At 67.6% G+C, this 22,405-nt stretch carries 16 protein-coding genes; 11 read left to right on the top strand and 5 right to left on the bottom strand.

Annotation, left to right across the window (positions count from 1 at the left end; all coding sequences use genetic code 11):
- The 5 genes from CAL12_RS23475 (at window position 1) to CAL12_RS23455 (ending at window position 6,274) form a co-directional block, all read left to right on the top strand.
- Entirely contained in the window at window positions 1–978 is a 978-nt protein-coding gene (locus tag CAL12_RS23475; protein ID WP_086066822.1) for an ABC transporter permease, read from the top strand.
- The gene (locus tag CAL12_RS23470; protein ID WP_198298310.1) at window positions 959–1,819 is read left to right on the top strand and encodes an ABC transporter permease; all 861 of its coding nucleotides are present in this window, start codon (window positions 959–961) and stop codon (window positions 1,817–1,819) included. Before CAL12_RS23475 ends, CAL12_RS23470 begins: the two co-directional genes overlap by 20 nt.
- Entirely contained in the window at window positions 1,816–3,516 is a 1,701-nt protein-coding gene (locus CAL12_RS23465) for a dipeptide ABC transporter ATP-binding protein (RefSeq protein WP_086066820.1), read from the top strand. The genes CAL12_RS23470 and CAL12_RS23465 overlap by 4 nt, the downstream gene beginning before the upstream one ends.
- A gap of 39 nt (window positions 3,517–3,555) precedes the next feature.
- Entirely contained in the window at window positions 3,556–5,154 is a 1,599-nt protein-coding gene (locus CAL12_RS23460; protein ID WP_157793104.1) for an ABC transporter substrate-binding protein, read from the top strand.
- A 73-nt stretch (window positions 5,155–5,227) separates the two neighbouring features.
- A complete protein-coding gene (locus CAL12_RS23455) occupies window positions 5,228–6,274 on the top strand; it encodes a TauD/TfdA family dioxygenase (RefSeq protein WP_157793103.1) in 1,047 nt (348 codons plus the stop codon).
- A gap of 26 nt (window positions 6,275–6,300) precedes the next feature.
- Here the strand turns inward: CAL12_RS23455 and CAL12_RS23450 are convergent, their stop codons facing one another.
- Both CAL12_RS23450 and CAL12_RS23445 read right to left on the bottom strand, forming a co-directional pair.
- Window positions 6,301–7,446, bottom strand: coding sequence for a TauD/TfdA family dioxygenase (locus CAL12_RS23450; protein WP_157793102.1), 1,146 nt, complete (start codon window positions 7,444–7,446; stop codon window positions 6,301–6,303).
- A 110-nt stretch (window positions 7,447–7,556) separates the two neighbouring features.
- A complete protein-coding gene (locus CAL12_RS23445; RefSeq protein ID WP_198298309.1) occupies window positions 7,557–8,231 on the bottom strand; it encodes a GntR family transcriptional regulator in 675 nt (224 codons plus the stop codon).
- Between the two features lie 351 nt (window positions 8,232–8,582).
- Between CAL12_RS23445 and CAL12_RS23440 the strand changes: the two genes are divergently transcribed.
- Genes CAL12_RS23440 through CAL12_RS23430 form a run of 3 tightly spaced genes read left to right on the top strand, consistent with a single transcriptional unit; the run spans window position 8,583 to window position 10,848 of the window.
- A complete protein-coding gene (locus CAL12_RS23440) occupies window positions 8,583–9,566 on the top strand; it encodes a Bug family tripartite tricarboxylate transporter substrate binding protein (protein WP_157793101.1) in 984 nt (327 codons plus the stop codon).
- A gap of 43 nt (window positions 9,567–9,609) precedes the next feature.
- Window positions 9,610–9,849 carry a hypothetical protein gene (locus CAL12_RS23435; RefSeq protein ID WP_086066814.1) on the top strand — a complete coding sequence of 80 codons (240 nt, stop codon included), beginning with the start codon at window positions 9,610–9,612 and terminating at the stop codon, window positions 9,847–9,849.
- A gap of 33 nt (window positions 9,850–9,882) precedes the next feature.
- The gene (locus tag CAL12_RS23430; RefSeq protein ID WP_157793100.1) at window positions 9,883–10,848 is read left to right on the top strand and encodes a Bug family tripartite tricarboxylate transporter substrate binding protein; all 966 of its coding nucleotides are present in this window, start codon (window positions 9,883–9,885) and stop codon (window positions 10,846–10,848) included.
- Window positions 10,849–10,897: 49 nt separating this feature from the next.
- Here CAL12_RS23430 and CAL12_RS23425 read toward each other — a convergent pair whose 3' ends face one another.
- A complete protein-coding gene (locus CAL12_RS23425; RefSeq protein ID WP_086066812.1) occupies window positions 10,898–12,235 on the bottom strand; it encodes an ROK family protein in 1,338 nt (445 codons plus the stop codon).
- Between the two features lie 214 nt (window positions 12,236–12,449).
- Window positions 12,450–14,276, bottom strand: a complete 1,827-nt coding sequence (locus tag CAL12_RS23420) for an ABC transporter ATP-binding protein (RefSeq protein ID WP_086066811.1) — start codon at window positions 14,274–14,276, stop codon at window positions 12,450–12,452.
- 295 nt (window positions 14,277–14,571) lie between these two features.
- Between CAL12_RS23420 and CAL12_RS28655 the strand changes: the two genes are divergently transcribed.
- Window positions 14,572–18,054 carry an autotransporter family protein gene (locus CAL12_RS28655; RefSeq protein ID WP_157793099.1) on the top strand — a complete coding sequence of 1,161 codons (3,483 nt, stop codon included), beginning with the start codon at window positions 14,572–14,574 and terminating at the stop codon, window positions 18,052–18,054.
- Here CAL12_RS28655 and CAL12_RS23410 read toward each other — a convergent pair.
- The gene (locus CAL12_RS23410) at window positions 18,042–19,274 is read right to left on the bottom strand and encodes an MFS transporter (RefSeq protein ID WP_157793098.1); all 1,233 of its coding nucleotides are present in this window, start codon (window positions 19,272–19,274) and stop codon (window positions 18,042–18,044) included. The genes CAL12_RS28655 and CAL12_RS23410 overlap by 13 nt on opposite strands.
- Before the next feature lie 336 nt (window positions 19,275–19,610).
- Here CAL12_RS23410 and CAL12_RS23405 point away from each other — a divergent pair, with 336 nt between their 5' ends.
- Both CAL12_RS23405 and CAL12_RS23400 read left to right on the top strand, forming a co-directional pair.
- Window positions 19,611–20,618, top strand: coding sequence for a Bug family tripartite tricarboxylate transporter substrate binding protein (locus CAL12_RS23405; protein WP_086066808.1), 1,008 nt, complete (start codon window positions 19,611–19,613; stop codon window positions 20,616–20,618).
- Window positions 20,619–20,642: 24 nt separating this feature from the next.
- Entirely contained in the window at window positions 20,643–22,403 is a 1,761-nt protein-coding gene (locus CAL12_RS23400; RefSeq protein ID WP_086068071.1) for an IlvD/Edd family dehydratase, read from the top strand.
- The last annotated feature ends 2 nt before the right edge of the window (window positions 22,404–22,405 follow it).

Here is a 22,405-nt window from a genome sequence, read left to right as displayed (position 1 = left end):
ATGCTCCGCTACATCGCCTTGCGCCTGGCGTTCGCGCTGCCGGTGATCGCCGCCGTGCTGACCCTGGTCTTCTTCCTGACCCGCGTCGTGCCCGGCGATCCGCTCACCGCGCTGGTCGGCGATTTCCCGGCGCCACCCGAATACGTGGCCCAGGTGCGCCAGTCTATGGGACTGGACCAACCGCTGCCGCGGCAGTTCTTCCTGTATGTGCGGAGCCTGGCGCGGGGCGATATCGGTTATTCGCTGGCCAATCAGCAGCCCGTGCTGACATTGGTGCTCGACAGGGCGGGCAATACGCTGCTGCTGATGATTCCGGCCCTGCTGTTGGCGTCGCTGGTAGGCGTGCTGCTGGGCCTGTGGTCGGCCGCGGCGCGCAGGCGGGGCGTGGACACCCTGATTACCTCGGTCGGATTGCTGGGCTACTCGGTGCCGGCATTCTGGCTGGGACAGATCCTGATCCTGGTCTTCGCGGTCGACCTGAAGTGGCTGCCGGCGCAGGGCATGCACAGCGTGCGCACGACGTTGACCGGCGCGTCGCTGGTGCTGGACGTCATGCGCCACTGGGTATTGCCTGGCGTGGCGGTCACCCTGTTCTACTGCGCGGTCGTCGCACGGGTCGGACGCGCCAGCGTGCTGGAGGCGATCCACCAGGATTTCGTGACGACGGCCAAGGCCAAGGGCGCGAGCGACCGGCGCGTGCTGTGGCGCCATGTGCTGCCGAACGCGTTGATGCCGATCATCAGCGTGATTGGCTACAACTTCGGCAACGCGATCACCGGCACCATCCTGGTCGAAGCCGTATTCGCCTGGCCCGGCCTGGGCGGGCTGTTCGTGACTGCGATCGCGCAGCGCGATTACCCGGTCCTGCAAGGCGTTTTCCTCGCGGCCGCCGTCACCGTGATCGTGGCCAACCTGATCACCGATCTTCTGTATGCCTATGTCGATCCACGAGTCCGCCATGAACATTACGGCAGGTAAGGCCGCGCGTTCGCGCGCTTGGATGCAGTTGCGCCAGGACAAGGCGGCATGGCTGGGCCTGGCGGCCATGGCCCTGCTGGCCTTTGCCGCCATCGCCGGCCCCTTGCTGCTGGGCGGCGGCGACACCTTCGAGATTTCCATGGACCTGCTGGCGCCGCCGTCCTGGATCCATCCCATGGGCACGGACGACATGGGCCGCAGCACCTTCGACCAACTGATCTGGGGCACCCGGACTTCCCTGATGGTGGGATTGGCCAGCGCGCTGTCCACGACGGTGATCGGCATCGCCGTGGGCGCCCTGGCCGGCTATTTCGGCGGGTGGTTCGACATGGCGGTCATGCGCGTGGCCGAGGTCTTCCAGGTCATGCCCAAGTTCGTGCTCGCCGCGGTCGTCGTGGCCATGGCGGGACCGGGGCTCGGCCACGTCATCCTGGTCATCGCGGTGCTGTCCTGGCCGCAACCGGCCAGGCTGGTGCGTGGCGAGGTCATGCGGATCAAGGGCCTGGAATACGTGCAGGCGGCGATCTGCCTGGGCGAATCCAGGCTGCGGATACTGTGGCGCGAAGTGCTGCCCAATGCCGTGGCGCCCGTCCTGGCGCTGGGCACGCTGGTCATCGGCCAGGCGATCCTGCTGGAGGCCGGCCTGTCTTTCTTCGGCTTGACGACGCCGGAAACCCCGAGCTGGGGCGGCATGCTCAACGTCGGGCAGCGCTTCTTTCACCAGGCGTGGTGGCTGTCGGTGTTCCCGGGGACGGCGATCGTCGCCACGGTGCTGATCTTCAATATCCTGGGCGATTCCGTCAGCGCCGCCTTCAATCCACGCGGAGGGAGCGCGCTGTGACGAGACCGGCAGAGGCGGGCGCACCGCTGATCGATATCGGCGACCTGCGCGTGACATATGGCGCCGGCGGCAGGGCGCAGGCCGCGGTGGACGGCGTGTCCCTGACGATAGGGGACGGGCAATCGGTCGGCATCGTCGGCGAGTCCGGTTCCGGCAAGTCCACGCTCGCGCGGGCCTTGCTGGGGCTGCTGCCGCGCCGGAGCGCGGATATCGAGGCCGGCCACATACGCGTGGCGGGCCGTGCCATGGCGCCTGGGCAGTTGCATGCCCTGCGCGGCACGGTCGCCGCGATGGTGTTCCAGGATCCGCTCAGCTACCTGAATCCGCTGATGACGGCGGGCGACCAGATCGCGGAGGCCGTGCGGCTGCATGACAGGAGCGCCTCCATCACCGAGCGGGTCGTGGAGCTGCTGGAGCAGGTGCAGTTGACGGCGGATGCGCGCGGACAGTATCCGCACGAACTGTCGGGCGGCATGCGGCAGCGCGTGCTGCTGGCCATCGCGCTGGCATGCCGGCCGCGGCTCCTGATCGCCGATGAGCCGACCACCGCGCTGGACGTCACCACGCAGCGCGAAATCCTGACGCTGATACAGCGCCTGCGCGCCGAGACCGGCATGGCCCTGCTGTTGATCTCCCACGATCTCGGCGTGGTGTCGACGCTGTGCGAGCACATTCATGTGATGCTGAAAGGGCGGGTCGTGGAAAGCGGCACCGTCGATCGCATCTTTACCTCGCCGCAGGCGCCTTATACGCGCCAGCTGCTGGCCGCCGCCGTCGGCTTGCGTGACGGCGATGCCGCGGCATCGAACGGCATGGCGCCGGCAGGCGCCGCGTCGCCGGTGCTGGAACTGCGCGACATCGTCAAGACCTTCCGCCTGCGCGGCGGCCGCGGCTTTCGCGCGGTGGCTGGCGTCAGCCTGACGGTGCATCCTGGCGAAACCCTGGCGCTGGTCGGCGAAAGCGGCTCGGGCAAATCGACGCTGTCGCGGTTGGCCCTGGGACTGCTCGAGCCCGACCAGGGCACGGTGCTGCTGAATGGACGCGACCTGCACCAGCTGGCCCCCACGGCGCTGCGGACCGCGCGGGTGGACATGCAGCCGGTATTCCAGGACGCGTCGGCCGCATTCAATCCTCGCCGCACGATAGGCCAGGCCCTGGCCCAGGCCCTGCGCCTGGCGGCGCGGCGGGTCGGATCGGCGGCGGACCGCGCGGAACAGGCATCCACCAGATTGCTGGAGGAAGTGGGCCTCGTGCCGGGCGCCCAGTTCCTGCACCGCTATCCCCACGAACTCAGCGGCGGGCAGCGGCAAAGGCTGTCGATCGCGCGGGCGCTGGCGGCCCGGCCAGCCCTGATCGTCGCGGACGAACCGCTTTCCGGCGCCGACGTATCGATACGTGGGCAGATCCTGAATCTGCTGCAGGACCTGCAGGCCGAACGCGGCCTCGCCTATCTGTTCGTCACCCACGACATCTCGCTCGCCCGCGTGTTCGCGCACCGCGTGGCGGTGATGTATCGCGGCGAGATCGTCGAGCAAGGGCCGGCGGCGAGCGTATTGGCGCGCCCTGCCCATGCATACACGCAACGATTGGTGCAGGCCACGCCCCGGATCGGACCCGATGCGGCGCGGACGGGCGACTGGCCTGCCGCGGCCGACGCGACGCCCGTCCCGGCCGCGCAGACCGTGCCGGCCTGTTGACGACGGGCCTGTGATTCCAACGCAGGAGCAATGATGAAGATGGTGCCCGATAAAGCCAAGGCGGCGTATGCCGCCGCCTGTGCCAGCCTGGCCTTGCTGATCGCCCCCGGCGCCGTGCCGGTCGCGGCCGCCCAGGCGCCGCAGAAAGGCGGCACGCTGGTATTCGTGATGAGCAGCGATCCGACGATGACGAATCCGGTGTTGACCACCGCGTTCGACGTCGGCCAGATAGGTTGCGCCATTTACCAGGGGCTGACGACACTGTCGCCGGACGGCAGCGTGAAGCCCTTGCTGGCCAAGTCCTGGCGCATATCGGAAGACGGGCGTAGCTATTCGTTCGACCTGAATGCCGCGAAGTGGCAGGACGGACAGGCTTTTACGTCGGCCGACGTCAAGTACTCGCTGCTGGAAGCGAGCAGCAAATACAGCGCGGTGTTCAGCGCGGCGGCGCATTCCATCGATACGATAGACACGCCCGCCCCCGACAAGGTGGTCATCCATCTGAAGCAGCCCTTCGGTCCGCTGCTGATCTCCCTGTCCTGCACGCATGGCGGCGCCATCCTGCCCAGGCATATCTTCGCCGGCACCGACGTTCCGTCCAACAAGGCCTCCACCACCGAGCCGGTCGGTACCGGCGCCTTCAAGCTGGCGTCGTGGACGCGGGGCGACAACATCCGCCTGGTCCGCAACCCGGACTACTGGGAAGCGGGCAAGCCCTACCTGGACGAGGTGATCGGCAAGATCATCCCGCAGGCAGCGGCGCGTTCGCAGGCGCTGCTGGCCGGCGCGGTGGACATGGTTTCCTATTTCGCCTATCCGGTGACGGACTACGGTCTGGTGCGGGGCCGTCCCGATTTCAAACTCACGCGATCGCCCGTCGGTCCATCGCAGGACATGATGTTCCTGAACACGAAGCACGCGCCGCTGGACGACAAGCGCGTCCGGCAGGCGCTGTACATCGCATTGAACCGGGAGTTCATCCTGAAGTCGGCGTTTCGCGGGGTGGGCGAGGTGCCGCGGACGCCTTTCGGGCAGGGGAGCTGGTTCGCCAGCAAGACCATCGACTACCGGACGCTGTATGCCTACGATCCGAAGCGCGCGAATGCGATGCTGGACGAAGCGGGCGTGCCACGCGGCGCCAACGGCTACCGGTTCAGCCTGCGCTACACCTACAACGCCGACGATGCCGAGGCGGCTTCGCTGGGTATCGCGGTACAGAGCATGTGGCGGGCCGTGGGCGTACAGGTGACGCTGGAACCCCTGGAACGCGTGTCCGCCGTGAAACGGGTCTACCAGGACGCCACGTTCGACGTCTTTACCATCGCGTACACCAGCTATTTCGATCCGGCCCTGGGCCTGGCGCGCGCGTGGTCGTCCGCCACGATGGGCAAGCCTTTCGGCAATCCCACCGGTTATTCCGATCCGCGGGTGGACGACCTGCTGCGGCAGGCCGCCAACCTTACCGACCAGGCGCAGCGCGCGCAGGTATACGAATCGGTCCAGCATATCCTCGCCGACGCCTTGCCGATCTTCGACCTGCGCGACAAGGTGTCGTACGACGCCAGCACCGCGGCGCTGCATGGCATGGAAGGCGAGGTTCATCTGCCGACATGGCGCGACGCGTGGCTGCGGAAGTAGCGCGGCGCAGGGACTGCATTCAACCGGTGGCCGGCGCGCAAGCCGCCCAGGCCGCACAACCACAGAGGGCTTTATGGAAATTCTCCGTGAAACGCTGACGGGACCTGGCGTATGGAAAGGTTCGGACTTCGCCTCCAAGGACGACGTGACCGTCGTGCTCGATGCCGCGCAGCTGGCGGAGCTGGGCGAGGCGGTGCGCGCGGCCCTGCAAGCCGGACACACCCTGGACACGCTGGAACGCGAACACTTTCCGCTGCCGAAGACGGAATCCCTGCTGCGCGACGTATACGACCAGCTGCGCTCGGGACAGGGCATCGTCATCCTCAAGGGTATCGATGTCGGCCTGTACAGCCAGCAGGAGCTGGAGATGATTTATTGGGGGATCGGAACCTATCTGGGCGCCGGCGTATCCCAGAGCGTGCTCGGCGACCGGTTGGGACATGTGAAGGATTTCACCGCGACGGACACGCACGCGCGGGCTTATCGCAACAAGCAGGAGCTGACGCCGCACACCGACTCATCGGATATCGTCGGCCTGATGTGCCTGCGCACCGCCCGTGCGGGGGGCATGTCGATCGCCACCAGCGCGCTGGCCGTGCACAACGAGCTGGTCGCCAGATATCCGCAGTACCTGGAACCCCTGTACGAAGGCTTTCCCTACCACCGCCGTGGCGAGCAATTGCCCGGGGAGAGCGCCGTCACGCCATACCGCGTGCCGCTGTTCTGCTGGCGCGAAGGCCAGCTCAGCTGCCGCTACGTCCGGTCCTACATAGAGACCGCGGCCAAGGAGAGCAAGCAACCCTTGACCCAGTTGCAGACGGACGCGCTGAATTGCGTGGAAAGGCTGACCTACGAACTGGCCTTCGAGTTCTACCTGGACCCGGGGGAGATCTACCTGATCAACAACTACACCGTGCTGCACGCCCGCACCGCGTTCGAGGATTGGCAGGAGCCGGAGCGCAAGCGCCATCTGCTGCGGCTGTGGCTGGCGGCGGCGGACTGGCGCGCGGTCGACAGCAGTTTCGTGGCGGCACGCGGCGGGATCGCGGCGCAGGCCGGGAAGCTGCCCTCGTACCAGGGCAGCTTCGGCTCCGGCCGGATCGCCACCGCGCCGCGCTGAGCCTCGGCCCGGCACGGCGGCGACCTTCAGGCAGCCAGGTCCGCCGCCGTCCAGCCGGCCGCCTCCCAATCGGGAAACGCGTACCGGCGGCCGGACGCGTGCAGGATCCCGCCCCGCAGGGCGCCCGGCGCCGTGCTGCCATAGAAGGGCGCGAACGCGTCCGGCAGGCGCCGGCTGTCCGGTACCGCCAGCCACAACCGCAGCAGCGTGCGCTTGCGGTCGGCCTCGGCATGATCCTGGTAGTCGGTGCGCGAGTGGTAGATCACGTGGTTGTTGAAGAACTGCAGGTCGCCGCGCCGCAGCTCCACGGTCAGGCTGTGCTGGTCGGCCAGGCGGGCGACGGTCTGGACCGCCTCCCGCTGCGCCTCGGTCAGGCGGGGGACGCCGTCCAGTTTCTGCGCGCTTTCGATATGCGATTGCGAGAAGACGCTGGTGAACGCGTCGCCCTCGCCGGCAAAGATCGGCCGCGTGTACCAGGCCTGTTCGCCGGCCACGGCTTCGCCCTGGCGGCTGAAGTGGAAATCCTGGCGCAGCGTCGCAAGCAGGTCGGGGCGGGTGCGGAGCAGCTCATTGTGCAAGGCGGGCGAGCTGGCGATGCGGCTGTGTCCGCCCGATAGCGGTTCCCGTATGCACATCAGTCCCAGCACGTCGCACTGGTCCGTATGGAAACGCAGGGGGCCGGCGGCGCGATAGGCGCGCGACGTCGACTGCCCCATTTTTTCGCCGACATCCTTGACTTCGGCCAGGAGCTCCCCGCGCGCGCTTTGGCATAGCGGCACGCCCAGCTGCATCCCGATGCCCCAGAACAGCAGTTTGCAGTCGGCGTCCGAAAGATCGTCCAGGGGCAGGCCGCGCAGCATCATGAAGCCGCGCCCCTGTTCCAGCTGGCGCCGGACCGCGCGAAACCTGGCCTGCAGGCCGGGGGCGTCGAAGTCCTGGCGCCGCACTTCCTGGAAATCGCCGAAGCGTGCCTTGGCCTGGGCCAGGGCGGAAAGCAGTTCCTTGATCTCCGCCGCGGTGAAATGGTCGATCCAGTCGGTCTGCGAGGCCAGCTGCGGGCCGAGCCATACGTGGGCGCCGGTGGCCGGCGCGACGGCGGGCGGCGGCGCCCGATGGGACGGTGGATGGGACGCCGTGGGCTCGGCGGGATGGATGGTGGCTGCGGTCGTCATGGGATGCCTTCTCATGGATGCGTGATGGCGATGCCGAAAGAATATCCATCATTGGCATACCAATCAAGGCATTTATGGCCGCCGTCCGCGGGCCGGCCGTTCCCGGCGCATTACTTGCCGGCCATGGCCGTGCTGTTCCAGGAGGGCGCTTGCAAGCGGTTCTGGTAAGTCGTGATGGCCGCGTCGATCTGCTGCACGACGAGTTTCTGGAAGCGTTTGGCGTCCTTCTCGCGCAAGGCTTCCACCATCTCGTTGTGGATGTCCAGCGTGGCGGTGGCGCGGTTGAAGTCCTGCCAATGGTAGTGGCGCACGACATAGGCCTTGTCGCGCAGCATGATCAGGATCATCGCCAGCCAGCGATTGCGGGTGGCTTCCATCAGGGTGGCGTGGAAGTCAGCGCGGATCTCGAGCATTTTCACCAGGTCGCGCTTGGCGAGCGCCGCGCCGAACTTCTTGTTGATCTGCGCCAGCTTGTCGATTTCCTTGGGCGTGATGTTCTTCATGACCTCCAGCGCGGCGGCGCCTTCCAGTTTGACGCGCAGCTCGTACAGCTTCTGCAGGTCTTCGGCGCCGATCTCCATGACGACCGCGACGCCTTTCGGGCCGGACTCGACGAAACCACGTTCGAACAGGCGCTTGGTGGCTTCCCGGACCGGCGTGCGGCTGACGCCGTAGCGGGCCACGAGATCCCGTTCCGAGAGATGTTCGCGAGGGCGTATGGCGCCGGCGAGGATGTCGGACACGATGCCGTTGAAAACACGGTCTGCTTCTGTAGCTTTACTCACGATGTTCTTTGTTGCCTGGGAGTTGGGTAGTCGCTTGGAGCGCAATACGGATCCGGGAACCGACCATGCGTTGTCCGCATGGGTTTGCGTTTCGCCCTATTGACAAAGCAAGGCGCGCCCGCCACAATTTATTGGCATACCAATGAGATGTACCAATAAGCGGTGACAGGGGTCGGTCCCGAAGCGCGCGCAATGATTATCCGCGCACGATCATGACCGGCTCATGGCAGCACGCGGGTACGCTCGGAATGCCGTTGCAGTGTACCAATATTCGCAGGCCCACGGACGATGGGCCGGGCTGCCACGCCGCGGTCGCATGACCTGGATCAAATCAAGGCAAGGGGAATTGAAATGGAAACCTGTAGCAGACGGATCGTATGCGCGGCGCTGCTGGCCGCCAGCCTGTGGGCGGCGCCCTGGGGATCGGCGCGCGCCGAGCGTTATCCGGAAAGACCCGTCATGGTGGTGAACCCTTTTCCGGCCGGTGGATCCCTGGACAACCTCCTGCGCCTGCTGGCGCAGAAGGTCACGGAATCCATGGGCCAGCCGATGCTGGTGGAAAGCCGGCCGGGCGCGTCCAGCATCATCGGCAGCGGCTTTGTCGCCCGGGCCAAGCCCGACGGTTACACCTTGCTGGCGCAGTCGACCAACTTCACCATCGCGCCGGCGGTCGGCGTCGAGCTGCCCTACGACACCGAGAAGAGCTTCGAGCCGGTGACGCTGCTGGCGGCGGTGCCCCAGGTCCTGGCGGTGCCGGCCGCCTCGGCCGCGCGCAGCGTGAAAGACCTGGTGGAGCAGGCCAAGGGCCATCCCGGCTCGGTGACCTACGGCACCCTGGGGCCGGGCACCGGCGGCCATATGACCGGCGAGGCTTTCCAGCGGTCGGCCGGCATCACCTTGAGCCAGATACCGTTCCGCGGGTCTTCGCAGACCTTGCAGGCGCTGGCGGGAGGACACATCGGGATGGCCTTCGGCAATCTGCCGGAAATCCTGGAATACGAGAAGGGCGGACTGGTGCGGCCCCTGGCGATCGCGGCGGACAAGCGCTCCGCCCTGGCGCCCAACCTGCCGACCATGGCGGAGGCGGGCTACCCGGGAGTGATATCCGAACCGTGGTACGGGATCCTGGCGCCCGCCGGCACGCCGGCCGCCATCGTCGACCGGCTCCAGGTCGAGTTCGCCAAGGCCTTGCGCCAGCCGGACGTCGCGCAACGCCTGCGCGAGCTGGGCATCCGGACGGTCGCCAGCACGCCGCAGGAATTCAGGCAGTACATCTCCGGGGAAATCCGGCAATACGGGAAGTTGGCCAAAGAGGCCAACATCAGTTTGAAATGACCCAGGGCCGCCGCGCTCGCGGCCGGCCCGCCAGGAGCAGGACATGAAGGGAAGTTGCCTTTGCGGCACCGTGGTTTTCGAGGTGATGGCGGGATATCACCCGTCGGGGCGCCGCGCCAGCGCGCGGGCCGTGAACGGCTACGCGTCCGACCTGGCCGAGCGCGTCGCGGCACAGCGGGACTGGTTCCGCGTGCTCACGGGGGCCGCCTCCTTGAAGATGGGCCCGACGGCGGCCGGCGGCGACCGGCTGATGTGCGAGCAGTGCGAAACGATATTGCTCTAGCCGGTTTCCCGAATTCCAAGGATGGTGCTCAAAATGAATACAAGGCGTCAGTTCATGATCGCCGGCCTGTCCCTGGCCGCCGCGGGCCTGGCCCGGCCGGTGGCGGCGGCAGGCTACCCGGACAGGACCGTACGGATCGTCGTGCCTTTTCCGCCAGGAGGCGCCACGGACAGCCTGGGCCGCCTGGTCGCCCAGGGTCTGGCCGAGAAGCTGGGACAGCCTTTCGTGGTGGAGAACCGTGCCGGCGCCGCGGGCGTCATCGGCGCCGGCCAGGTCAGCCGTTCCGCGCCGGACGGCTATACGCTGCTGATGGCGGCGACCGGCGCGATCGTTCCCGGCCCGGGGCAGGATGCCGCCAGCTATCGGGTCGCCGATCACTACGCGCCGGTATCACTGGTCGCCGCGCCGCCATACATACTCGTCGTCAATCCCAAGGTGCCGGCCGCGTCGGCCGCGCAGCTCGTCGAGTTGGCCAAACGCGATGGGGCGGGCCTCAGCTATGCGTCGTCGGGGGTGGGGTCGGCATCCCATCTGGCGGGGCTGCAGCTCGAAAGACGGGCGGGCGTGCAACTGCTGCATATTCCCTACAAGGGCATGGGGCAGGCGGTGACGGACGTGATGTCCGGACAGGTCGCGATGATGTTCGCGCCGGCGCCGGCCGTGCTGGCCCATATCGCCGCGGGCAACCTGCGGGCGCTGGCCGTGACCAGCCGCGAGCGTTCACCGCTGTTTCCCATGTACCCGACGCTGGCGGAAGCCGGGGTGGCGGGATACGAGTCCGTGGGCTGGTTCGGCCTGCTGGCGCCACCGGCAACGCCTCCCGCGGTGGTGGCGACGCTGCACCAGTCCGTCGCGGAACTGCTGCGGTCGCCGACGGCGACGGAGCAGTTGAAAGCGATGGGCGCGACGCCGGCGCGGTCCACGCCGGCGGAGTTCACCGCTTTTCTCGATCAGGATACGAAGCAGCTGACGGAGCTGCTGAAGGATGTGAAGCAGTAGCGGCAAGTGGGATGGGCCGGGCGCGGAGGGCCGCGCCGGCTATCCGTTGTCATCTGGACGTGCGGGTGGTCTTGTTGACGCGTGCCGCCGGCTTTTTCACCACTTTTTTCACAGCCTTCTTCACGGCCTTCTTCGGTGCCTTCGTCGCAGCTTTTTTCACGGCCTTCGGCGCTGTCTTCTTCACCGCTTTCTTTACGGCCTTCGTGGCTGTTTTCTTCGCCGCCTTCTTCGCTGGCTTGACGGGCGCTTCGGGCGGCGCTTTTCGCGTTGCCGACGCGGTCCTCAACGCAGGGCGGGCGGGCGCCTTGACTGGCTCGTTCGCTTCCGGCGCCGTATCGGCGCGCCGGCGCCGCATCGTGTAGCGGGCATTGCCCACCCCGGTACCCACGGTCAGCACGCCCCAGCGCCGCACGTCGTCCACATAAGGCAGCTGGGAAAGCCCCTGCACCACGGCGTCGTTATGCAGCATCACCTGCGTCTGCTGGCCGTCTATCTTCGGCAGCCGCTTGCACAGCGCGCGCGGCAGATGGAAATCCCGGTGCGCCCAATCCCCCGGCAGGTTCTGCGTGCCGCGGCTGATCGATCCGTCCTGGCGTATCCGCCCCGGACATGCGACGCCCACCCATGGCGCCAGCTTGATCCTGTGCTTGCGGGCGTATTCGATCAGCTCGGTCAGCATATCGGCGATGCCCTGCACGACGTGCTCCTTGCGGGTCGTGTTCTCGTCGCGGGCATGGCTCCACTTGTCCGAGACCACCACCTTGGCCTTGAGCGGATCCCTGTCCTTGGGCAAGCGCACGATGCCGCAACGGATGTTGGTCCCGCCGATGTCGACGGCCAGCATCGCGCGGTACCGCTCCGACAGATCCGGCGGCATGAGATGCAGCCAGCCGATCAGGCCGCCTTCGTCCGCATGGTGGTGCAGCAGGCGCAACTGGACGTGGACGTCGTCGCGGAACAGCCGCTTGGCGACCGCGTCCACCGCCAGCTTGCCGATGTCGCTCTGCTTGAGGCCGCCGCCGATGACGATGCGCTCGACGCCCTTCCATGACTTGTGCGCCAGGAAGCGCTTGACCACCCGGGCCAGTTGCTCCGCATAGTCTTCCAGCGCGCCATGGATCGCCGCCGCGGCCGCGCCTTCGCGCTGCATCATCACGTCCAGCTTTTTCTTGGGGATTTCTTCCGTGGGCTTGTCGCCCAGGGGATCCTTGCCGTGCAGCGCTTCGAACAGCCTGCGCCAGGCTTCCAGGATGGCCTGGAACGCGGGCCGGCTGGCGTTGTCGCCGACGAAGCCGTTGTCGTCCCGCAGCGACAGGCTGTAGTTGTCGATGGTGAAGTCGGGAAACTCCAGGCCGCCGTGCAGCAGGTGGCTGTCTGAATCGGGCATGCTCGCTCCAGTAAGCAGGGGGTGGGACCGGTTCAAGGCAACAGGTTCAGGGGAACACATCCTAACCTGATTCCTCGGGGCGGCCGTCCCTGCCACAGTCGACTGCGACAGGCGAGAAGGGCCGCCCCTTAGCACCTGCCGTGCCACGGCCATGCCTCGCCCATGCCAGGTCCCGTGCGCCGCTCACGCCAAGCCGCATGCGCAGACTTGGCGGTCAAGCCTGGACCGCGTCCTCCGCGTGCTCCAGCGGGCTGGTCAGGGACAAGGCCTGACGCTCGTACAGGCGCCGGTAGACGCCGTCGGGCTTGCCGACCAGCTGGTCGTGCGTGCCTTCCTCGATGACCCGGCCCTTTTCCATGACGATCAGCCGGTCCAGCGCGCGCACCGTGGACAGGCGGTGCGCCACGACCAGGGTCGTGCGGCCGACCATCAAACGTTCCATGGCCTGCTGGATCAGCATTTCGCTTTCGCTGTCCAGGCTGGAGGTCGCTTCGTCCAGGATCAGGATGGGCGCGTCGGCCAGGAAGGCGCGGGCGATGGCCACGCGCTGGCGTTCGCCGCCGGACAGCTTGATGCCGCGCTCGCCCACCAGCGTCTCGTAGCCGCGCGGCAGCGTGACGATGAAATCATGCGCATTGGCCAGCCGCGCGGCTGCCTCGATTTCCGCGCGCGACGCGCCGGGCCGGGCATAGGCGATGTTCTCCGCCAGGCTGCGGTGGAACAGTATCGGCTCCTGCTGCACGATTGCGATCTGCGCGCGCAGCGTCGCCTGCTGCACCGTCGCGATATCCTGGCCATCGATCAGGATGGCGCCCGCGTTGACGTCATGCATGCGCTGGATCAGCTTGACGAAGGTGGTCTTGCCGGACCCGGAATGGCCGACCAGGCCCACGCGCTCTCCGGGCGCGATGCGCACGGAGAAATCCCGGTACAGCGGCGTGGTGTGGCCGCCGTACTGGAAGGTCACATGGTCGAAGCGGATTTCGCCGGCGGTAATGGCGATGGGCACCGCGCCCGGGCGATCGGCGATGCCCAGCGGCTGGCGCTCCAGTCCCACCAGTTCTTCCATATCGTTGACGGACCGCTGCAGGTTGCGCACGTTGTTGCCCAACTCGCGCATATAGCCTTGCAGGATGAAGAACATCGTCAGGACGAAGGCGATGTCGCCGGCGCTGGCCTGCTGGCCGGCCCACAGCAGCAGGCCCGTGCCGACGATGGCGATGCGCATCACCACCAGCATGGCGCCCTGGGCCGTGCCGTTCACCGTGCCGCGCAGCCAGCCCCGCAAGGTGCGCGAGCGCCATTTGCCGATGATGCGTTGCAGGCGAGCCTCTTCGCGGCGTTCGGCGCCGAAGGCCTTGACCACCGCGTTGCAGGTGATCGCGTCGGCCAGCGCGCCGCCCAGCCGCGTGTCCCAGGCATTGCCCAGGCGCGCGGCCGGCGCCACGTAGCCCAGCGACAGCAGGACGACCGCGACCAGGTAGACCAGGGCGCTGGCGCCGACGATCAGGCCCATGACGGGCCAGTGCAGGCCCAGCAGCACGGCGGCGCCGGACAGCATCACCACGGTGGGCAGCAACGCCAGCAGCAGCGTGTCGTTCAGCAGGTCCAGCGCCCAGATGCCGCGGGTGATCTTGCGCACCGTGGACCCGGCGAAGGTGTTGGCGTGCCAGTCGCTGGAAAGGCGCTGCACGCGCTGGAAAGCGTCGGCGCAGATGCGGCTCATCATGGCGACCGTCATGGCGGAGATCGTCGCAAAGGCGCACTGGCGCAGCAGCAGGCTGAACACGCCCAGCCCGATCAGGATGGCGAAGGCCGTCAACGCGCCGTGCCAGACCGCCGGCTCGGCGGCCGTCCCGCCGGTCACGGCGTCGATCAGTCGGCCGGCATACATGGGCGTGACGACGTCGGCGACCGCGGACGTCAGCATGAGCACGGCAACCGCCGCCACGTGCAGGGGCTGGCGGCGCCAATGGCGAAAGGTAAAGCCGAGGGCGTCCTTGAAGACGCTTCCTCGAAGGTCGAAGCGGGTACGGGTCATGAGGCGCGCAGGGAAGAGGCGGGCGTCCGATGCCGCCGCGCGGGCGGGAGACGCATGATCGACATTATCGCCGACGCCAGTCGGGTGCGGTGGATAAATATTTCCGAATATTGCCCTTCATTTGCATATAAATCGATATAGTTGTTACGCAAACTGTGGCGTTCCTTAAGAAATGTTTAGGACGTCCGTCAATCCGGTTGCACACCGCTTCTAGCGGCCCAACACCTTCCGCAGTTACGCCGCTCATATAGGTTTGTCCCTGATCGGAAGTCTGCGGATCAGCCTGGATGTGACGATGCCTCAGTCCCCGCAAGTTTCCACTAGCGCGACCCCCATCCCCAAATTCACCCGCGACACCCTCGCGACCGCTGTCGCGGCCGCCCTGATGGCGCTGGCGTCCCACGCCGTCTTGGCAGCCGGCATCGACGGCCAGCAAGCAACCTTCGGCAGTACCGCCGGCGGTTTGCACGGTATCGGGGATCCCTCAGGTGATGAACCGGGATATGACGGGGGCGATGGCGGTGCCGCTGGCATGTTCGGCGAAGATGGGCATGCCGCAAGTCGACCCGCGAGCGGATCCACTTCACCCGGCGGCGGCTACAGTACCTCCGGTTCTTCCGGTGGCGGCGGTGCGGGCGGCCATGGCGGCACGTGGGGCGCGGGCGGCGGCGGCGGCGGCGGATCGACAAACTACTTGGGCGGCGCCTCAACACTGACGATAAGCAATGGCGCTACTCTTGCGGGTGGTAACGGCGGAAAGGGCGGCGACGGCGCCATCGATAACGGAGTTGCCTATAGCACGGGCGGCGGTGGTGGCGCCGGTGGCAACGCCGCCGTCTTTACAGGTGCATCGGGCACCACGTTGACAGTGGGCGGTACCGTCAAGGGTGGTAACGGCGGCGCGGCCGGCGCGGGCATGCTCAATGACGGCACCGGGGTGTACTACGGCGCGTTGGGCGGCGAGGGCGGTTATGGCGTGTCCTTCTCCAACGGCAATGCCAATGTGACCGTCAACGCGACCGGTGTAGTCCAGGGCGGCAATGGCGGCGACGGCGCACGGAATGCCTCGAACGCAGCGGAATCCAGCGGCGGACGGGGCGCCGTGGGTATCAATTTCAACGGCTCAGGCAACACCCTGGTGAATAGCGGCACCATTACCGGCGGCAATGGCGGTGCCGGCGGTAACGGCGCGACGAATACCAATTACTTCCGCGGCGATGGCGCGGAGGCCGTTTTTGGCTCCAGCGTCAGCATCATCAACTCCGGCACCATCGTGGGCGGCCTGGCGGGCGACGGCGTGACGCGGGCGAACGCGATCACCCTCTATGGCTCGGACAGCCGCGTCGAACTGCGCAGCGGCAGTACCATCCTGGGCAATGTCGTGTCGAACGGCGGCGGTACGCTGGCGCTGGGCGGCACGACCAATCAGAGCTTCGACGTGTCCGACGTCGGCTCGACTGCCCAGTACCGCGGTTTCGCCAGCTTCGAGAAAACCGGCACGTCGACGGCCACCCTGACCGGCACCACCACCGCCCTCACGCCCTGGACCCTGACCGGCGGCAAGCTGGCGGTGACTTCCGATGCCGCGCTGGGCGACAGCGCCGGCGCCCTGACTTTCAAGGGCGGCACGCTGCAGATCAGCGGCACCACCTTCGACTCGCAGCGCGCGGTGCACTTGTCCGGCGCGGACGCGAACATCGAAGTGGTGGGCCAGCTGGACAAGGCCAGCTTCAAGGGCAACATCGACGGTAACGGCGGCCTGACGGTAAGCGGCTCGGGCCAGGTGACCCTGGAAGGCAACAATACCTATACGGGCCTTACGATCGTCGGCAGTGATGCCGCGCTGGTCTTCGGCAACGGCGGCACCACCGGCAACCTGCCGGGCGACCTTATCCTCGGCCCCAATGCCTCGGCGGGATTCAATCGATCCGACGACGTCGTCTATAACGGCACGATCAGCGGCGGCGGCAACTTCGTGCAGGGCGGTCCGGGCAAACTGACGCTGACCGCCGACAGCAGCGCCTACACGGGCGCCGTGCTGGTCGGCGGGGGCGGGATGGAAGTCAACGGCAAGCTCACCGGCGCACGGATCGGCGTATTCAGCGGCACGCTGTCGGGCACCGGCGAACTCGGCCTGACGCAGGTGGGCAGCGGCGCCACGCTGTCGCCAGGCAACGCGACTGCGCCGACCGGCACGCTGACCGTCAACGGCATGCTGCTGATGACGCCGGGCTCCACGCTGCGCATCACGGCAGCGCCGGATGGCACCCATAGCAAGGTCGTGGTCAACGGCGCCGCCCAACTGGGTGGCTCGGTCATGCAGGTGGGCACGGCCGGCACGTATGCCGCGTCGACCACCTACAACATCGTCGAAGCCTCGGGCGGCATCACCGGCTCGTTCAGCGCGGTCAACAGCAACTACGCCTTCCTGGCGCCGGCGCTGACCTACGGTGCCAACAAGGTCGACCTGGTGGTCAACCTGAAGGAAGTGCCGGTCGATCCGGGCTCGGGCAACGGCAACCCCAGCACCCCGGTGGATCCGGGCACGCCGGTGGACCCCGGCACGCCGGTCTCACCGGGCAACCCGGATACCGGCTCGGGCAACAACGGCGGTGGTACACCGACCCGCCCGATCCAGTTCGCCGATTTGGCAAACACGCCCAACCAGCGTTCGGTAGCCAATGCGCTGCAATCGCTGCCGACCAACAGCGCCCTGTATTCGCGTGTGCTGAACCTGCCGAACGGCGCGCCCGCCGGCGTGTTCGAGAGCCTGAGCGGCGAAGCCCATGCCAGCGTGGCCAACACGCTGAACGGGGTGACCAGCAACGTCGTCAGCCTGCCCATGGCGCACCTGCGCGCCAACATGGCGGCCGGCCTGCGCGCCGGGCCGCCGACCGCGCAGCTGGGCCGGGGCGATGCCTCGGCGCTGCCGCAGTCGGATGCCCAGCCCGTGTGGGCGCAGGTCTTCGGCAACTGGCGCACCCTGTCGGGCGGCGACGATAGCGCCAAGGTCCGTCAATCCGACGGCGGCGTGTTCGTCGGCGGCGACCAGGCCGTGGGCGGCGGCTGGCGCCTGGGTGGCGCGGTGGGCTACACCGGCAGCCACAGCAGCCTGAAGGGGCTGTCTTCGCGTGCGGACGTGGATAGCTACAGCGGCGTGATCTATGGCGGCAAGGCCTTCGACGCCGGCTCCGCCAAGATCAACCTGACGGTGGGCGCCGCCTACACCTGGCACGATATCGATACCGAGCGCAGCGTGAACGCGGCCGGTGTCGGCCAGGACCTGACGGCTTCCTACAGCGCCAGCACGACGCAGTTCTTCACGGAACTGGGCTATGCGATGCCCTTGAATACCCGCGTCACGCTGGAGCCCTTCGTGGGCGCTGATTACAGCGACCAGCGTACGCGTGGCTTCGGCGAATCGGGCGGCGATGCCGCGCTGATGGGCAAGAGCAGCCATGACCAGGTGGGCAGCACCACCCTGGGCCTGCGCGCGCAATACGCTTTCGAAAGCAACAATGCGCAGGGCCGCCTGCATGGGTCCGTGGGCTGGCGCCATTCGTATGGCGATCTGGATCCGAAGACCACCATGGCCTTCGACGGCAGCCAGTCCTTCAGCGTGGTCGGCTCGCCGATCGCCCGCGACGCCGCGGTCGTGACGCTGGGCGTGGATATGGCGGTCACCCGCCGCACCACCGTCGGCCTGACGTACGGCGGCCAGTTCGGCGACGGCAATCGCCAGAACAGCGGCACGCTGGACGTCCGCTATAGGTTCTGACGGCGGGCTGCGCCGGCGCGGTCGCGCCGGCGCAGCACCGCGAGTTGGACGGCGGCCATCAGTGCGAGCTGGGCCGCCACGACGAAGAAGGGTGTCTCGTAGCTGCCCGTCAGCGTGACGAGCAGCGAAAACACCGATGGGCCTGCAAAGTAGCCCAGGAAGGAAACCAGGACCGACGCGGACGTTGCCTCGACGATCTTGTCCTGCGGGGACAGGCGCGCGATTTCCGCCAGGTAAATGCCGTTCCAGCTGGCGGCGAAGAAGCCCGCCGCGCCAGCGACCAGCCCGGCTAGCCACAGCGATGGCGACGCGGGGAGCAGTGCGTACGCGGCCACCAGCGCCGCCGCGATGAAGGCCTGGATCGTCAGGTTGTACGCCGGTCGGCCCGTGCGGTCGGCCAGCCAGCCCAGGAAAATGCGGGCGAACACCCCGGCGAACTGCATGCAGGCGTAGGCGATGCCGGCCGTGGCCAGCGGCATGCCGCGCGCGGTGACCAGGTAGGTGACCGAGAACGAGAACAGCGAACCCTGCACCACGGCGAAGGAAAACGCCAGCGCCGACACCGCGAACAGGGAAGGGGCGGCGCGCAGCACCCGATAGGGCGTGACGAAGGCACGCGGATGGATGAGCGCCTTCAGGTGGATGGATCGGTCCGGGTCGCGCTCGCTATCCAGCGCGGCTCGGGCTGGCGCGATCACGCAGGCCGCCGCAATGCCCACGGCAATCGAAACCAGCATGGCGCCTCCCCAGCCCCAGGCCGCTGCCGCGGGGGCCAGGATCAGGCCGGCGCACGCGGCGCCCGCCGGCGCGCCTGCCTGTTTGATAGAGAAAATCAGCGTGCGATGCCGGGGCGGCGCGGTCGCCGCCAGGATGCGGCTGCCCGCCGGCGGCGAGGGGCCGTAGCCGATCCCCATCAGGATGGCGCCCACGATCAGCAGCGGCCAATAGCCCGTGGCCGCCAGGGCCAGGCCGAATACCGCCAGCAGGGCGCCGGCCTGCAGCATCCGGACCGGCCCGAGGCGAGCCAGCAGCGGCGTGCCGAACAGCAGGAACAGGACGGTGCCCAGCGAGTTCAGGGAAGACAGGTTGCCCACGCGCTCCGGCGACAGGCCCGCGCCGGCCGTCAGCAGCGGCGCGACCACGGGCAGGCTCATGTCCAGGAAGGAAGCCACGGTCTGCATGCCCAGCGTGGTGCTGAGCGCCAGGACCCATAAGGGCATGATGCCAGCGCCATGACCACCATCGCGGTCCGCGTCTGCCCCGGGCGGCGCGGCCGCCGGTGTCGAGTCGGGATCCTGCGGAGACGAAGACTGCGATGTGTCTTTCATGGCGGCGTGAAGGTCCGGGGCGTGGGGTAGCGGCCGAGCACGCCGCGCGACATCGTACCGCGTCATCGTTGACGCGCGTGCCGTCCCGGACCTGAACAAAATTTGTCTTTGAAGCATAAAAAAGCTGCGCCATGCGGCGCCGCCCGCCCCAATAATCGGCATACGCGGCCGGCATGGCCGCGGACGCCGGCGCGCTTCGGCACATCAGAAAAACCATAGGAGACAACCATGCCCCACCGCAATCACGCGCCGCGCAGGCGCCTGCTCGCCGTCTTCTGTACGCTGGGCCTCGCCATCGGGGCCGCGGCCCTGGCGCCGGCCGCGCGGGCGGCCTATCCCGACCGTCCCTTGAAACTGATCATCCCCTACCCGCCGGGGGGCGCCACCGATGTGGTCGGCCGCGTGATTGCGATGAAGCTGGGCGAAGAGCTGAAGCAGCAGGTCGTGGTGGAAAACCGTGGCGGCGCCGGCGGCAACCTGGGCGCCGATGCGGTGGCACGGGCCGAGCCCGACGGCTACACGCTGCTGATGGGCGCCATCACCTCGCATTCCATCATGGCGACCCTGGAGAAGAAAACCATCTCCTACGACCTGATGCGCGACCTGACGCCGGTCGCCACCATCGCCGCCGTGCCGCTGGTGTTCGTCGTGAACCCCAAGCTGCCGATCCACAACCTGAAGGAGCTTATCGCCTACGCCAAGGCCAATCCTGGCAAGCTGACCTATGCATCTTCCGGCGCGGGCGCGCCGCAGCGCATGGCGGCCGAACTCTTCAAGCGGCAGACCGGCGTCGACATGTTGCACGTGCCGTATCGCGGGAGCGGTCCCGCCATGACGGACCTGGTCGGCGGCCAGGTGCTGACCATGGTCGAGACGGTGCCGGCTTCCCTGCCGTTCATCAAGAGCGGCCAGCTGCGCGCGCTTGCGGTTACGATGCCGGAACGCATTTCCATGCTGCCGGATACGCCGACGGCGGCCGAGGAAGGCCTGCCGAATTTCAATGTCGCGTCGATGTTCGGCGTGCTGGTGCCCGCCAGGACGCCCAAGCCCGTCGTCGACCGCTTGAATGCCGCGCTGGCCAACATACTGGTCATGCCCGACACCAAGGAAAAGCTGCTGCAGCAGGGCGCCTACGCAGTCGCGCCGGCATCCGCCGACGACGCGCGCAAGCGCCTGCAGGCGGAAGTGGACCAGTGGGCGCAGGTGATCCAGGACGCCAGGATCACGGTGGATTGACGTTTCAACACGCGAAGGATGTACATGTCATCGAAGTCTTCTTCCCCATCCGATGCGCCCGCCAGCGGTATGCGCAAGGGCCTGACCAGCTACGGCGATGCCGGGTTTTCCCTGTTCCTGCGCAAGGCCTTCATCAAGGGCGCGGGCCTGACGGATGACGCGCTGTCGCGGCCCATCGTCGGCATCGCCAATACCGGCAGCGGCTTCAATCCCTGCCACGGCAACATGCCGCAGCTGGTCGAAGCCGTGAAGCGCGGCGTCATGCTGGCCGGCGGCCTGCCGGTGGAGTTTCCCACCATCTCGGTGCACGAAAGCTTCGCGTCGCCGACCAGCATGTTCCTGCGCAACCTGATGTCGATGGACACGGAAGAAATGATCCGCGCCCAGCCCATGGATGCCGTGGTGCTGATCGGCGGCTGCGACAAGACCGTGCCCGCGCAGCTGATGGCCGCCGCCAGCGGCGAGGTGCCCGCCATCCAGCTGGTCACCGGGTCGATGCTGACCGGCTCGCATCGCGGCGAACGCGTGGGCGCCTGCACCGATTGCCGCCGCTTCTGGGGCAAGTACCGGGCGGAAGAAATCGACGATGCCGAGATCGCCGACGTCAACAACCAACTGGTGGCAAGCGTGGGCACCTGTTCGGTGATGGGCACGGCCAGCACCATGGCCTGCATCGCCGAAGCCCTGGGCATCGCGGTGCCCGGCAGCGCGTCGCCGCCCGCCGTCACCGCCGACCGCATCCGCGTCGCCGAGCGCACCGGCGCCGAAGCCGTGGCGCTGATCGGCCGGCAACTGACGCCCGACCGCATCCTGACCGCCAAGTCCTTCGAGAACGCCTTGCGCGTGCTGCTGGCCATCGGCGGATCCACCAATGGCATCGTGCACCTGACCGCTGTCGCCGGCCGCCTGGGCATACGGCTGGACATGGAAGCCTTCGATCGCATCGGCAAGGAAACGCCGGTGCTGGTCGACCTCAAGCCGTCGGGCCAGAACTATATGGAGGACTTCCACAAGGCCGGCGGGGTGCGCACGCTGCTGCGCGAACTGCGTCCCCTGCTGCACCTGGACGCGCTGACGGTGACGGGCCGTACCCTGGGCCAGGAGCTGGACGATGCGCCGCCGCCGTTTCCGCAGGACGTCATCCGGCCATTCGGCCAGCCCATTTTTGCCCAGGGCGGCATCGCGGTGCTGCGCGGCAACCTCGCGCCCGGCGGCGCCATCATCAAGCAATCGGCCGCCACCGCGGCGCTGATGGAGCACGAAGGCCGCGCCGTGGTCTTCGAGGACCTGGAAGACCTGGCCACGCGGGTCGATGACGACGCGCTGGACATCCAGGCCGACGACATCATGGTGTTGAAGCACATCGGACCGGTGGGCGCGCCCGGCATGCCGGAAGCCGGCTACATGCCGATCCCGCGCAAACTGGCGCGCGCCGGCGTGAAGGACATGGTGCGCATCTCGGATGGCCGCATGAGCGGAACCGCGTCGGGCTCCATCGTGCTGCACGTCACGCCGGAATCGGCCATAGGCGGGCCGCTGGCGCTGGTGCGCACCGGCGACCGCATCCGCCTCAGCGTCAGCCAGCGCGAGCTCACGCTGCTGGTGGACGATGCCGAACTGTCGCGCCGCAAGGCGCAATGGCAGCCACGGCCGCCGCGCGAAGGCGACGACCGTGGCTATCGCAAGCTGTTCCTGACGTCGGTTACGCAGGCCGACCAGGGTTGCGATTTCGATTTCCTGCGCGGCACCAAGGACAACGGCAGTACGCCGGTGGGCAAGCCTTAGCA

The sequence above is a fragment of the Bordetella genomosp. 8 genome, assembly GCF_002119685.1.
In the GTDB taxonomy this organism is placed as follows: Bacteria; Pseudomonadota; Gammaproteobacteria; order Burkholderiales; family Burkholderiaceae_B; genus Bordetella_C.
The sequence above is the reverse complement of the archived record's forward strand: the minus strand, read 5'-3'. Positions and strand labels throughout refer to the sequence as shown.

Bases quoted from the DNA above. Each gene is read 5' to 3' on its own strand.
- CAL12_RS23475 (WP_086066822.1), top strand. From the start codon at position 1: ATGCTCCGCTACATCGCCTTGCGCCTGGCGTTCGCGCTGCCGGTGATC.
- CAL12_RS23470 (WP_198298310.1), top strand. From the start codon at position 959: ATGAACATTACGGCAGGTAAGGCCGCGCGTTCGCGCGCTTGGATGCAG.
- CAL12_RS23460 (WP_157793104.1), top strand. From the start codon at position 3,556: ATGGTGCCCGATAAAGCCAAGGCGGCGTATGCCGCCGCCTGTGCCAGC.
- CAL12_RS23455 (WP_157793103.1), top strand. From the start codon at position 5,228: ATGGAAATTCTCCGTGAAACGCTGACGGGACCTGGCGTATGGAAAGGT.
- CAL12_RS23450 (WP_157793102.1), bottom strand. From the start codon at position 7,446: ATGACGACCGCAGCCACCATCCATCCCGCCGAGCCCACGGCGTCCCAT.
- CAL12_RS23440 (WP_157793101.1), top strand. From the start codon at position 8,583: ATGGAAACCTGTAGCAGACGGATCGTATGCGCGGCGCTGCTGGCCGCC.
- CAL12_RS23435 (WP_086066814.1), top strand. From the start codon at position 9,610: ATGAAGGGAAGTTGCCTTTGCGGCACCGTGGTTTTCGAGGTGATGGCG.
- CAL12_RS23430 (WP_157793100.1), top strand. From the start codon at position 9,883: ATGAATACAAGGCGTCAGTTCATGATCGCCGGCCTGTCCCTGGCCGCC.
- CAL12_RS23425 (WP_086066812.1), bottom strand. From the start codon at position 12,235: ATGCCCGATTCAGACAGCCACCTGCTGCACGGCGGCCTGGAGTTTCCC.
- CAL12_RS23420 (WP_086066811.1), bottom strand. From the start codon at position 14,276: ATGACCCGTACCCGCTTCGACCTTCGAGGAAGCGTCTTCAAGGACGCC.
- CAL12_RS28655 (WP_157793099.1), top strand. From the start codon at position 14,572: ATGCCTCAGTCCCCGCAAGTTTCCACTAGCGCGACCCCCATCCCCAAA.
- CAL12_RS23410 (WP_157793098.1), bottom strand. From the start codon at position 19,274: ATGCCCTTATGGGTCCTGGCGCTCAGCACCACGCTGGGCATGCAGACC.
- CAL12_RS23405 (WP_086066808.1), top strand. From the start codon at position 19,611: ATGCCCCACCGCAATCACGCGCCGCGCAGGCGCCTGCTCGCCGTCTTC.
- CAL12_RS23400 (WP_086068071.1), top strand. From the start codon at position 20,643: ATGTCATCGAAGTCTTCTTCCCCATCCGATGCGCCCGCCAGCGGTATG.